This window comes from Nocardioides sp. 503, assembly GCF_004522095.1.
Taxonomy (GTDB): domain Bacteria; phylum Actinomycetota; class Actinomycetes; order Propionibacteriales; family Nocardioidaceae; genus Nocardioides.
In genome coordinates, this window is record NZ_SPUI01000003.1 from 648089 (window position 1) to 660436 (window position 12348).

The 12348-nt window shown below is 70.7% G+C and carries 10 protein-coding genes; 3 read left to right on the forward strand and 7 right to left on the reverse strand.

The window, feature by feature from the left end; translation table 11 throughout:
• Window positions 1–72: 72 nt before the first annotated feature.
• Genes E4622_RS10405 through E4622_RS10420 form a run of 4 tightly spaced genes read right to left on the reverse strand, consistent with a single transcriptional unit; the run spans window position 73 to window position 3786 of the window.
• Window positions 73–1044 carry a sulfate ABC transporter ATP-binding protein gene (locus E4622_RS10405; protein WP_134740118.1) on the reverse strand — a complete coding sequence of 324 codons (972 nt, stop codon included), beginning with the start codon at window positions 1042–1044 and terminating at the stop codon, window positions 73–75.
• A gap of 24 nt (window positions 1045–1068) precedes the next feature.
• Window positions 1069–1878, reverse strand: a complete 810-nt coding sequence (locus E4622_RS10410; RefSeq protein WP_134740119.1) for a sulfate ABC transporter permease subunit — start codon at window positions 1876–1878, stop codon at window positions 1069–1071.
• Window positions 1871–2749 (reverse strand): sulfate ABC transporter permease subunit CysT, encoded by an 879-nt coding sequence (gene cysT, locus E4622_RS10415; protein ID WP_134740120.1) that lies wholly within the window; start codon window positions 2747–2749, stop codon window positions 1871–1873. Before cysT ends, E4622_RS10410 begins: the two co-directional genes overlap by 8 nt.
• Complete coding sequence (locus tag E4622_RS10420; RefSeq protein WP_134740121.1) at window positions 2746–3786, reverse strand: sulfate ABC transporter substrate-binding protein; 1041 nt, start codon at window positions 3784–3786, stop codon at window positions 2746–2748. The genes cysT and E4622_RS10420 overlap by 4 nt, the downstream gene beginning before the upstream one ends.
• Before the next feature lie 281 nt (window positions 3787–4067).
• Here E4622_RS10420 and E4622_RS10425 point away from each other — a divergent pair, with 281 nt between their 5' ends.
• A complete protein-coding gene (locus E4622_RS10425; protein ID WP_245155976.1) occupies window positions 4068–6038 on the forward strand; it encodes a 2-oxoacid:acceptor oxidoreductase subunit alpha in 1971 nt (656 codons plus the stop codon).
• A gap of 38 nt (window positions 6039–6076) precedes the next feature.
• The gene (locus E4622_RS10430) at window positions 6077–7135 is read left to right on the forward strand and encodes a 2-oxoacid:ferredoxin oxidoreductase subunit beta (protein WP_245156013.1); all 1059 of its coding nucleotides are present in this window, start codon (window positions 6077–6079) and stop codon (window positions 7133–7135) included.
• A 360-nt stretch (window positions 7136–7495) separates the two neighbouring features.
• Here E4622_RS10430 and E4622_RS10435 read toward each other — a convergent pair whose 3' ends face one another.
• Together E4622_RS10435 and E4622_RS10440 are read right to left on the reverse strand one after the other, a co-directional pair.
• A complete protein-coding gene (locus tag E4622_RS10435; protein ID WP_134740124.1) occupies window positions 7496–7933 on the reverse strand; it encodes a hypothetical protein in 438 nt (145 codons plus the stop codon).
• 100 nt (window positions 7934–8033) lie between these two features.
• The gene (locus E4622_RS10440; RefSeq protein WP_134740125.1) at window positions 8034–10268 is read right to left on the reverse strand and encodes a hypothetical protein; all 2235 of its coding nucleotides are present in this window, start codon (window positions 10266–10268) and stop codon (window positions 8034–8036) included.
• Window positions 10269–10439: 171 nt separating this feature from the next.
• Here E4622_RS10440 and rarD point away from each other — a divergent pair, with 171 nt between their 5' ends.
• Entirely contained in the window at window positions 10440–11351 is a 912-nt protein-coding gene (gene rarD, locus E4622_RS10445) for an EamA family transporter RarD (protein WP_134740126.1), read from the forward strand.
• 35 nt (window positions 11352–11386) lie between these two features.
• Here the strand turns inward: rarD and E4622_RS10450 are convergent, their stop codons facing one another.
• On the reverse strand, window positions 11387–12319 hold the full coding sequence (locus E4622_RS10450) for a polyprenyl synthetase family protein (protein WP_134740774.1): 933 nt from the start codon (window positions 12317–12319) through the stop codon (window positions 11387–11389).
• Window positions 12320–12348 lie beyond the last annotated feature (29 nt).

A 12348-nucleotide genomic window follows, 5' to 3' on the forward strand; every position in this document is an offset into this window, starting at 1 on the left:
ATCCGGGTCGTGTGCCGCCGGCAGCGCCAGGGCGCGTCCTGCGGCACACGACCCGCCGTCGAACATGGGGCGTCAGACCGCCACCATGGCCGGGACCGTGGTCGCGCCCGACGCCGCCGTGAGCCAGACCGTCGTCCCCTCCACGAGCTCGAGCTGGCGCGCGTGCGTGCGGGTGAGCACGACGGTCACGTCACCGCCCGCGGTGGCGACGGTGACCCGGACCTCGAAGCCCACGCGCAGCACGCGCGTCGCCGTGCCCTCGATGGCACCCGCGAGACCCGGGGTGACGGCGACCTCGATGTCGTGGGGCCGCAGGCGGACGTCCCCGAGCTGGGTGACCTCGCCGAGGAAGCCCATGACGAAGTCGTTGGCCGGCTCGTCGTAGAGCTGGTCGGGCGTGCCGATCTGCTCGACCCGACCCTCGTTGATGACCACGATCTCGTCGGCGACCTCGAGGGCCTCCTCCTGGTCGTGGGTCACGAAGACGGTGGTCACGTGGACCTCGTCGTGGAGGCGGCGCAGCCAGTCGCGCAGCTCCTTGCGCACCTTGGCGTCGAGGGCGCCGAACGGCTCGTCGAGCAGCAGCACCTTGGGCTCCACGGCCAGCGCCCGGGCCAGCGCCATGCGCTGGCGCTGGCCTCCGGACAGCTGGGAGGGCAAGCGGTGCGAGAACTGCGAGAGGTGCACCAGCTCGAGGAGCTCCTCGACGCGGCGCTTGACCTCGTCCTTGGGCCGCTTGCGGATCTCGAGCCCGAACGCGACGTTCTTGGCGACGGTCATGTGCTTGAAGACGGCGTAGTGCTGGAAGACGAACCCCACGCCGCGCTTCTGGGCCGGCAGCCGGGTGGCGTCGGTCCCCTCGATGTTGATGGTGCCGGAGTCGGCGCTGTCGAGACCGGCGATGATCCGCAGGAGCGTCGACTTGCCGCCGCCGGACGGGCCGAGCAGGGCGGTCAGCTGACCGGTGGGCAGGGACACGGAGACGTCGTCGAGGGCGACGAAGTCCCCGAACTTCTTGGTGACGTTCTTGACTTCGATGCTCATGGTGGGTCCTTCGGGTCGAACGAGTCAGTGGGAGCGCTTGGGGCGCAGGAAGGCGACGACGACCAGGCAGGCGATGCTGACCAGGATCAGCAGGAACGACGTGGCGTACGCCGTCTGCTGCTGGAAGTTCTGGTACTTCGCCTCCACGACGAGCGTGGCGGTCTGGGTCTGCCCCGTGATGTTGCCCGAGACGATCTTGACGGCACCGAACTCGCCCAGGCTGCGGGCGAGGCTCAGGACGACGCCGTAGACGACCGCCCACTTGATGCTCGGCAGGGTGATGCGCCAGAACGTCTGGCGGGTGCTGGCTCCCAGGCTGCGCGCAGCCTGCTCCTGGTCGTCCCCGATCTCGTGGAGCACGGGGACCACCTCCCGGATGATCAGTGGCAGCGCGACGAAGCACGTGGCCATGATCATGCCCGGCGAGTCGAAGATGATCTGGAAGCCGCGACTCTCCGCGGTCGGCCCGATCCAGCCGTCGCGCCCGTTGTAGACGAGCAGCAGGGCCAGTCCGACCACGACCGGCGAGACCGACAGCGGCAGGTCGATCAGCGCCGAGAGGACCCGCTTGCCGGGGAACTCGAAGCGCACGAGGAGCAGCGAGATGCCGACGCCGAAGACCAGGTTGATGATGACCGCCCAGACGGCGACCATCAGGGTCAGCCGGAGCGCACCCACGACCTGCTCGTCCGAGAGGGCCTCGGTGAGGTTGTCGAAGCCGGCGTCGAAGGTGTGCTGGACGACGAGCCCGACCGGCCAGGCGACGAGGAAGAAGACGTAGCCGACCGCGACCAGGCGCAGCAGCCACTTGACGGGCGTCGAGACCCTAACCACGGCGGGCCACCCGTCGCTGGACGAGGTCGAGCGCGACGATGACGACCAGGGCGACGACGAGCATCACCGAGGCCAGCGCCGCGGCCGAGCCGTTGTTGCCGTTCTCGATGAACGTCAGCACGCGCACCGAGACCACCTCGGTCTCGAACGGCCGGTTGCCGCTCAGGAGCACCAGCGAGCCGTACTCCGAGATCGCGCGGGCGAAGGACAGCGCGGCGCCGGCGGCGATGGCCGGGGCCAGGCTGGGCAGGATGATCCGGCGCAGGATGGTGCCCCGGTTGGCGCCCAGCGAGGCCGCGGCCTCCTCGACGTCGGCCTCGAGCTCCTCGAGGACCGGCTGCACGGTGCGGACCACGAAGGGCAGCGTGACGAACGCCAGCGCGAGCGTGACGGCGTTCTCCGTGAAGGCCCAGTGGATGCCGAGCGGGCTGTTGGGCCCGTAGAGCGAGAGCAGCACCAGCCCGGCGACGATCGTCGGCAGCGCGAACGGCACGTCGATGATGACGTCGAGCAGCCGCTTGCCCCAGAACTCGTCGCGCACCAGCACCCAGGCGATGACGGTGCCGATGACGATGTTGACGAGGGTCACGATGGCCGCCTGGCCGACCGTGAGCGTGACGGCGGCCCAGGTCTGGTCGTTGCCCAGGACCGAGAAGTAGCGGTCCCAGCCGCCCGAGCCGGCCGCGGCGATGACCGCGGACAGGGGGATCAGGACCAGCAGGCTGAACCAGATCATGGCGATGCCCAGGCCGAGGCCGGCACCGCGGGTCAGGGTGTTGCGGGGGGTCGAGCGACGAACGCGCCGCGGCCGGCGTCCCTCAGGGGACGCCGGCCTGGCTACTTCACTCGCCCCGATGAGGGCAGAGGTCATTCCTCGTCAGCCGTTCCGGTCTGCTGCTGGAGCTCGGTGATGATGCCCAGCGGGTTGCCGTCCTCGCCGTCGCCGAAGAACTTGTCGGCGGCCTCGCCCCAGCCGTTGAAGTCGGTGTCCATGGTGAACAGCTTCTCCGGGGTGGGGAACGGGTCGGAGGGGTCGTTGGCGCCCTCGACCTCGTCGACCTCCACGCCGTCGACGACCGGACGGAAGCCGGACTGGGCGTAGTCGGCCTGGGCCTCGGGGGTGGTGATGAACTCCAGGAACGCCTTGGCGGTGTCGTCGGCGTCCTTGGTCACGGCGGCGGGGTTCTCGATGAGCAGCGTGTCCGGCGGAACGACGTAGTCGATGTCCGCGCCGCTCTGCTTGGCGAGGATCGCCTCGTTCTCGTAGGACAGGAGCACGTCGCCGGAGCCGTCGGTGAAGGCGGTCGTGGCCTCGCGGCCGCTGCCAGGGAGCGCGATGGTGTTGTCGAGGAGCTTGGTGACGAAGGCGCGAGCCTCGTCCTCGGTGCCGCCGTTGCCGGTGATGTGCGCCCAGGCCGCCAGGATGTTCCAGCGGGCGGAGCCGGACGAGCCGGGGTTGGGCGTGATGATGTCGACGCCGGACTTGACGATGTCGTCCCAGGTCTCGATGCCCTCGGGGTTGCCCTTGCGCACGACGAAGACGACGACCGAGGACGTCGCGATGCCCTTGGTGGCGTTGTCCTTCCAGTCCTCGGCGACGAGGCCCTCGCCCACGAGGCGGGTCACGTCGGTCTCCAGCGAGTAGTGGACGACGTCGGCGTCCGCGCCGGACACGACGGCGCGGCTCTGGTCGCCGGAGGCGCCGTAGGAGGTCTTGAACGACACTCCGTCACCGTCGTCGGTGCCCTTGAAGTCCTCGAAGACGGGCTCGTTGGCCGCCTCCATCACCGAGAATGCGTTCACGCTGATCGTCTCGCCGGAGTCGCTACCGTTTGAAGTAGAGCACCCGGTCAAGGCCAGCACCCCGGTGGCTGCTGCAGCCACCGCGGCCTTGATCGTCTTCTTCATCGTTTCTCTTCCTGTCGTGCCGAGGCATGGAGCGCCGCGACGTGTAATCCAGTTATGTCGAGCAGAGTAGTCGGATTACGACGCTAAATGCGAATGCCACGTCGTGTGTCGCGCCTCACTGTCCAGACCGGGAGATGGGCATGGCTGCCTGAGATCGCGGACTATCGTGGAGAGCCGTGAAGGGCTGACGTGCAAAACTGAAACGTGTTCCAGTTCTCGCGATGTCCCGAGTAGCATCGCGGGGCAGGTCCAGGTCAACGGTGGCAGTCGAAGGTGGCGCAGTGTCCAAGCAGGTCAAGCAGCTCGATCGGGTGATCATCCGGTTCGCGGGCGACTCCGGTGACGGCATGCAGCTCACGGGCGACCGCTTCACCCAGGAGTCCGCGGTCTTCGGCAACGACCTCGTCACCCTCCCCAACTTCCCGGCCGAGATCCGGGCCCCCCAGGGCACCCTGCCCGGGGTCTCGTCGTTCCAGGTGCACTTCGCCGACCACGACATCCTCACCGCGGGCGACGCCCCCGACGTGCTGGTCGCGATGAACCCGGCGGCGCTCAAGGCCAACCTGGCCGACCTGCCCAAGGGCGCCTCGATCATCGTCGACACCCATGACTTCACCGGCCGCAACCTGACCAAGGCCGGCTACGACAGCAACCCGCTCGACGCCCTGGCCGACGGCAACGCCGGCGGGGAGCTCGGGGAGTTCCACGTCCACCCGGTCGACCTGACCGGCATGACGGTCGAGGCCGTCAAGGAGTTCGGCCTGTCCCGCAAGGACGCCGCCCGCGCCAAGAACATGTTCGCCCTGGGCCTGCTGTCGTGGATGTACGGCCGGCCCACCGAGTCGACCATCGCCTTCCTCACCAAGCGCTTCGCCAAGGTCCCCGACATCCGCGACGCCAACATCACGGCGTTCAAGACCGGGTGGAACTTCGGCGAGACGACCGAGGCGTTCGCGGTCTCCTACGAGATCAAGCCGGCGAAGGTCTCCGCGGGCACCTACCGCAACATCACCGGCAACCTCGCCCTGTCCTACGGGCTGGTGGCCGCGGGCGTGCGCTCCGGCCTGCCGATCTTCCTCGGCTCCTACCCGATCACCCCGGCCTCCGACATCCTCCACGAGCTGTCGAAGCACAAGTCCTTCGGCGTGACCACGCTCCAGGCCGAGGACGAGATCGCCGGTGTGGGCGCCGCGATCGGCGCCTCCTTCGCGGGACACCTGGGCGTGACCACCACCTCCGGGCCCGGCATCGCCCTGAAGTCCGAGGCGATCGGCCTGGCCGTCATGACCGAGCTCCCGCTGCTGGTCATCGACGTGCAGCGCGGCGGGCCCTCCACGGGGCTGCCCACCAAGACCGAGCAGGCCGACCTGCTGCAGGCGATGTTCGGCCGCAACGGCGAGGCGCCCGTCCCGATCGTGGCGCCGCAGTCCCCTGGCGACTGCTTCGACGCCGCCGTCGAGGCCGCCCGCATCGCGATCACCTACCGCACGCCGGTGATGCTCCTGTCTGACGGCTACCTCGCCAACGGCTCGGAACCCTGGCGCGTCCCGGACGTCGACGACCTGCCGCGCATCGACCCCGCCTTCGCGACCGAGGCCAACCACGTCGTCGCCCCGGCCGGCACGGCCGACGACGGCACGGCGACCCCGGAGGAGCGGGACTTCTGGCCCTACCTCCGCGACGAGGAGACGCTGGCCCGCCCCTGGGCGATCCCGGGCACCCCCGGCCTCGAGCACCGCATCGGCGGGCTGGAGAAGGGCGAGGGGCACGGCAACATCTCCTACGACCCTGCCAACCACGACCGCATGGTCCGCACCCGGCAGGCGAAGGTCGACCGGATCGCCGACTCCCTGCCCCCGCTCGAGGTCGACGACCCGAGCGGCAAGGCCAAGGTCCTGGTGATCGGCTGGGGCTCGACGTACGGCCCGATCGGCGCCGGCTGCCGCCGCGTGCGCAAGGCCGGCTACGACGTCGCCCAGGTGCACCTGCGCCACCTCAACCCGTTCCCGAAGGACCTCGGCGAGATCCTCCGGCGCTACGACAAGGTCCTCGTCCCCGAGATGAACCTCGGACAGCTGTCGCTGCTCCTGCGCGGCCGCTACCTCGTGGACGCCATCGGCTACAACCAGGTCAACGGCATGCCCATCAAGGCCGCTGTCCTCGCGGACGCCATCGGCGCGCTCGTCGCGGACGCCGAGGGCATCGAGGTCGACCTGACGCCCCCCTCGACCACCACGGAGGTCACCTCGTGAGCACCGAACAGCTGCCCTTCCCCGGTGTCCGCTCGGGCATCGAGCTCGTCCCGACGAACGACGAGCCGCAGACCGGCAAGGAGTACACCTCCGACCAGGAGGTCCGCTGGTGCCCCGGCTGCGGCGACTACGCCGTGCTCAAGGCGGTGCAGGGCTTCCTGCCCCAGCTCGGCCTGCGCCGCGAGAACATCGTCTTCGTCTCGGGGATCGGCTGCTCGAGCCGGTTCCCCTACTACCTCGACACCTACGGCATGCACTCGATCCACGGGCGCGCCCCCTCGATCGCGACCGGCATCGCCACCGCACGCGAGGACCTGTCGGTGTGGGTGGTCACCGGTGACGGCGACGCGCTGTCGATCGGCGGCAACCACCTGATCCACGCGCTGCGCCGCAACGTCAACATGACGATCCTGCTCTTCAACAACCGGATCTACGGCCTGACCAAGGGTCAGTACTCCCCCACCTCCGAGGCCGGCAAGGTCACCAAGTCCACCCCGATGGGCTCGGTCGACCACCCGTTCAACCCGGTCTCGCTCGCGCTGGGGGCGGAGGCGTCGTTCGTCGCGCGCACGATCGACTCCGACCGCAAGCACCTCACCCACGTGCTGTCCGCGGCGGCCGCGCACCGCGGCACCTCGCTGGTCGAGATCTACCAGAACTGCCCGATCTTCAACGACGGCGCGTTCGACGCGATCAAGAAAAACGACACCAAGGCCGACGCGATCATCCCGCTGGTGCACGGCGAGCAGATCCGCTTCGGCGCGCTGTCCTCCACGGGGGAAGGCACCAAGGGCCTGATCCGCGACAGCGCCACCGGCGGCGTCAAGGTCGCCCTCGTGGACGAGGTCGGCGCCGACCAGCTCCTGGTCCACGACGCCCACAACCCCGACCCGTCGACGGCGTTCGCCATCAGCCGGCTCACCGACTCGGGCTACCTCAACCAGTCGCCGATCGGGATCTTCCGCCAGGTCGAGCGCCCCACCTACGACGACCAGGCCCGCGCCCAGATCGAGACCGCCAAGGAGGCCGCCCCGGGCGACCCCCAGCAGCGCCTGGACGCCCTCATCAACTCCGGCGACACCTGGACCGTCGTCTGAGCGCGGGGGCCGAGCTCGCTCGGACCCCGATCAGCGAAGAGGTTGAGGAGGCGAGGGCAGACCCGAGCTTGCTCGGGGTTGCCCTCGCCGTCTCGAAACCCAGTGAGATGCGCGCCTCCTCGGGCACACGGGGTACCACGCGCCTAGCAGCCCTCCGTGGGGGCCGGTGTGACTGGTGGGGCGGCTACCGACACTCAGCGTCGGAAGTTGGTCGCTGCGCCGGCCAAGCCAAGCGTGGCGAGGCCGGCGTCAGGCGCGAACTGCCGACGTAGGTGACCGATAGGCGGGCCCCAGCAGCGTCCAGAAATGCGACCAGGGCCCAGCCGAACGGCTGGGCCCTGGTCGGGTGACGTACGTCGATCAGGCGCGGACGATGCGGCCGATGTAGACGTTGGTGTTGCGGTAGCGCTTGTTGCCCGGCACCGCGATGCGGAAGTGGGTGCCGATCTTGCCGCCGAACGTCATGCGGAAGGCGCCGGTGCGCGAGGTGCGGTCCTTCTTGTAGGTCTTGTAGGGACCACCGCGACGGTTGGCCTTCTGCAGGATGACCTTGCCGCGGAAGGTGGAGACCTTGCCCTTCACCACGAACGTGTTGCGGGAGATCTTCCCGGCCTTGCTGATCACGACGTTGTGCTTGGGCTTGGCGCGGGCGGCCGTCGCGGCCGGGGCGGCGGCGCTCTTGCTGCTGATGGTCTTGAGGCTGGAGCCCTCGGTGGCCGAGGCCGAGCCGACGGACAGCGAGGCGCCCAGCATGACGAGGGCGGCGATGAGGGCGGTGATGAGGCGGGTGGGCCGCATGGGTTCTCCTAAGAATGGTGGATGGCGCCCCCTATTCCTATCCCAACGGGACCCGCCTCAAACACGCGGGTCGGGTGAGTTTTCCACCCAAGTGCCCAGGTCAGCGCACTCGCTTGGAGCTGGAGGTGTCCGCGACCGTCCTGCTGGTCGCCCGCACCAGCGCGACGTAGACCGTGGCGCGCGACCGGTTGCGGTCCTTGGCCTTCATCTGCACCTGCCCCGTGGCGTCGAGCTTGCGGGTGGCGACGGGGACCCGCTTGCCCTTGACGACCTTGTAGAGCGTCACTCGGGCGCCGGCGGCGGCCTTGCCTGCCTTGACGGTCAGCACGTCGGCGGCGCGGCCGTTGTTGGCCCCGGTCAGCCTGGCGTTGATCGGCGCCCCGAACGCGACGACGTCGGTGAGGGTGCGCAGGCGCAGGCCGTCGCTGACCTGCGCGGTGATCCGCGCCTTGCCGACCGCGCCGCCCACGAAGGTGTAGAAGGCCCGGCCCTGGGCGTTGGTGACGCGGGTCGCGCGCGGCTCGCCGTTGCCGGCGCCGTCGGGACCGGCCCGGAAGAAGTCCACGCGGTAGCCGCGGACCGGGTTGCCGCGCTGGTCGAGGACCCGCACGGTCTCGGTGACCGCACTGCCGGTCGCGACCACGCCTCGGGCGGAGGACGAGACGGCGAACGTGGAGCGGTCGAAGTCGAGCTCGTAGAACACCGCGGTGGCGTTCCCGGAGACCAGGGCCGACGAGCCGGCGCTGGCGTTGCCCGCGGCGTCGTCGTAGAGGTACGTCGGCGCGTCCCAGGTCCCGGTGAGCTTGATGGCGCCCGGCTGGAAGGAGACGAGCCACAGGTCGCCGGACCGGTCGAAGTCGGAGGTGACGAAGTCCTCGCTGTAGTCGAAGTTGTCGACGTCGCCGCTGTAGTCGATCGGCACGCTCTGCTCGGCGACGGGGTTGCCGAACTGGTCGAGGGTGAAGACGTCGTAGTAGGTGCGGTTGCCCTCGAGCGCCGGGTTGACGGCGGCGTCCTGCTCGCTGGCCGGGGAGAGGACGATCCGCACCTGGCCGCCGTTCAGCGCCTGGGCGGTGTCCCAGTCGGCCTCGGCGGTGCGGGTGCTGTCGCCGGCGGTGGCCGTGACGGTGGCCGTCACGAGCCCGTCGTCGTCGAAGCCCGGGTCGCGCTCGATGCCGGCGGCGAAGCCGACCAGGCCGTCGGCGTCGGTGAGGCCGCTGAGGGAGTCGCCGAGCCCCTCGAGGTTGCCGGCCTTCTCGAACGGGACCGAGGGCGTCTCCTCGGCGCCGGTGGTGAAGAAGCCCTTGTCGATGTCGAGGGTGTAGACCTGCCCGACGACCGGGTCGCGGTCGGTGTCGCCGTCGCCCTGGACGCCCGGCTGGCTGTCGTCGGTGTCGAAGGTGTCGTCGGGGGCGGTGACGAGGAGCTGGCTGGACAGCGGCAGGCCGGGGGTCCCGCTGCCGAGGTCGCCGATGACCATCGTGCCGCCCGCGGGCAGCGTCTCGCTGACCAGGTCGAGGGACAGCGTCGCGTCGGCGTCGGCGTCACCCACGTCCGGGGTCGCGGCGGTGTCCGCGAGGACCGAGCCGCCCAGCTCGGTGCCCTGACCGGCCTCGGCGGGGTCGCTGACCACGGCGGAGAACGCGCCGTCGGCACCGGTCCTCACCTGGCGGGTCAGCACGAGGGTGCCCGTCGGCGGGTCCTCGAGGAACCCGGCGTCGGCGACCGGGTCGTTGCCTGCGGTCCCGCGGACCAGCTCCAGGTCGATCACGCGGTCGGCCAGGCCGGTGCCGTCCTCAAGCTCGAGGCTGCCCTCGACGGGCGTGTCCTTGCCCGCGGGAGCCAGCAGGGGGCTCTCGTCGAAGACGACCTGGGCCTCGCCGGCCTTGACCGTCAGCAGGGTCTTGCTGGGGATCGCCTTGGCGCCCAGCGCGTCCGGGCCGAGCCCGCCCGACAGGACGTAGGTGCCCGGCTCCTGGCTCGGCAGGGGGACGACGAACTCGCCGGCGACCTCGGTCGTCTCCACGTCCGTGCCGGCGACCGGGACGCGGACGGTGGCGGGGCTGCCGTCGAAGGGGGTGACGGTCCAGAAGTACTGGAGGTCCTGGGCGTCGTCGACGTCGACCGCCGCACCGAGCGCGTCCGTGACGGTGACGGTGATGTCGCCGGCGTCGTACTCGTCGAGGTCGAACGCGAGCCCGTCCTCGGACGCCGCGACCAGCGTCGGGTCGCCGGGAGCGGCCGAGGCCGCCGGTCCGACGAGGGCGGCACCGGAGGCCGCCAGTGCCGTGATGGCGGACAGGGCGAGGCCCCGCTTGATGCCGCTGGTGTTCATGTGGTCCCTAGCTGTCGAGAAAGAGGTGAGGACGTCGTCCACCAGCGCAGAGGGTCCTGGGCCGTGCTGCTCAATTTAGGCAGGGCCCGGCTCGTGCGCAGTCGTTTCGGATAACTGCTCGACGACGGGCCCTCGAGATCCACGGCTCCCACCCGTCACTAGGGTGAGCCCGTGGCGGAGTCGAGGCGGGGGCTGCTCCTCGGGGTCGCCGCCTACCTCATGTGGGGCGCCTTCCCGCTCTACTGGCCGCTGCTGGAGCCGGCCGGCGCGCTGGAGATCCTGTCGCACCGGATCCTGTGGTCACTGGCCACGATGGGCCTGCTGGTCCTGGCGCTGCGCCGGGGCTCGCGCGTGCGCGCCCTCGCGCGCGACCGGCGCGTGGTCGCCCTCCTCGTCGTGTCCGCCGCCGCCGTGACCGTCAACTGGGCGATGTACATCTGGGGCGTCAACAACGGCCGCGTCGTGGAGACCTCGCTGGGCTACTTCATCAACCCCCTGGTGACGGTGCTGATGGGGGTGCTGCTGCTGGGCGAGCGGCTGCGCCGGCCGCAGTGGCTGGCGCTCGGGGTGAGCCTGGTCGCGGTGCTCGTCCTGAGCTGGGACTACGGTCGGCTGCCCTGGCTGGCGCTCGTGCTGGCGTTCAGCTTCGGCACCTACGGCCTGGCCAAGAAGACCGCGGGCGTGGGCGCCATCGAGGGGCTCATGGCCGAGACCAGCCTGATCGCCCCCTTCGCGGCGGCGTACGTCGCCTGGCTGGCCGCCACCGGCGGCGCCGACTTCGGCGCGCACGGCGTGGGGCACGCCCTGCTGCTCACGACCACCGGCATCGTGACGGCCGTCCCGCTGCTGTGCTTCGGCGCGGCCGCGACCCGGATCCCGCTGGTGTCGCTGGGTCTGCTGCAGTACCTCGCCCCCGTGCTGCAGTTCGGGCTCGGCGTCTTCTGGTTCCACGAGGACATGCCGGCCGGGCGCTGGGTGGGGTTCGTCCTGGTCTGGGTCGCGCTCACCGTCTTCACCGTGGACGCGCTGCGCCACCGCCGGCGCCAGCTGGCGCTCGCCGCCCACGCCTCCGGCGGCGCGTAGCGCATCCACCAGCCGCCGGCCGGGGTCCCGCAGGGTCAGGCGGAACGGACCGCCACGACGTCCGCGAAGGCCTCCAGGGCCGTGCGCACCGACCCCTCGGGCAGCGCCACCAGCAGCGCCTTGGCCTCCTCGGCACGCGCGACGACGTAGGCCCGGGCCTCCTGCATGGCGGGGTGCTTGCGGAGCAGGTCGAGCGCCTCGGCGTGCAGGGCGTCGTCGGTGAGGTCGGCGTCGAGCAGCTCGAGCAGCCGCGCGTCCGCGGGGTCCGTCGAGGCCCGCGCCATGAGGACCGGGAGCGTCGGCACGCCCTCGCGCAGGTCGGTGCCGGGGGTCTTGCCCGACTCCACCGACTCCGAGGCGACGTCGAGGATGTCGTCGGAGAGCTGGAAGGCCGCGCCGACGATCTCGCCGTAGGCGGTGAGCGCCTCCTCGACCTCGGCGCTGGCACCGCCGAAGCGGGCGCCGTAGCGCGCGGACGTCGCGATCAGCGAGCCGGTCTTGCCGGCCACCACGTCGAGGTAGTGCTGGAGCGGGTCGTCGTCCGGGCCGGGTGCGACGGTCTCCAGGATCTGGCCCTCGACGAGACGGGTGAAGGTCTCGGCCTGGATGCGGACGGCGTCGGCGCCCAGCCGGGCGGTCAGCTCGGAGGACTTCGCGAACAGGAAGTCCCCGGTCAGGATCGCCACGTGGTTGTCGAAGCGGGAGTTGGCCGAGTCGGCGCCCCGTCGCAGCGACGCCTCGTCCATCACGTCGTCGTGGTAGAGCGAGCCGACGTGGGTGATCTCCACGACGCACGCGGCCGTGACGACCTCCTCGGAGGCCGCGCGGTGCCCCGCCTCGGCGGCCAGCAGCACCAGCAGCGGCCGGAACCGCTTGCCGCCCGCGGAGAGCAGGTGGCGCGCCGCCTCGGTGACGTACGGCGCGCGGCTCTGCGCGTGCTCGAACAGCGCCGCCTCGACCACCGCCATCCGCTCGCGCAGGCGTGCGGCCAGCGCGT

What these genes read in the sequence shown, in the direction of transcription:
- E4622_RS10405 (WP_134740118.1), bottom strand. Translation starts at nt 1,044, where the DNA reads ATGAGCATCGAAGTCAAGAACGTCACCAAGAAGTTCGGGGACTTCGTC.
- cysT (WP_134740120.1), bottom strand. Translation starts at nt 2,749, where the DNA reads ATGACCTCTGCCCTCATCGGGGCGAGTGAAGTAGCCAGGCCGGCGTCC.
- E4622_RS10420 (WP_134740121.1), bottom strand. Translation starts at nt 3,786, where the DNA reads ATGAAGAAGACGATCAAGGCCGCGGTGGCTGCAGCAGCCACCGGGGTG.
- E4622_RS10435 (WP_134740124.1), bottom strand. Translation starts at nt 7,933, where the DNA reads ATGCGGCCCACCCGCCTCATCACCGCCCTCATCGCCGCCCTCGTCATG.
- E4622_RS10440 (WP_134740125.1), bottom strand. Translation starts at nt 10,268, where the DNA reads ATGAACACCAGCGGCATCAAGCGGGGCCTCGCCCTGTCCGCCATCACG.
- E4622_RS10450 (WP_134740774.1), bottom strand. Translation starts at nt 12,319, where the DNA reads ATGGCGGTGGTCGAGGCGGCGCTGTTCGAGCACGCGCAGAGCCGCGCG.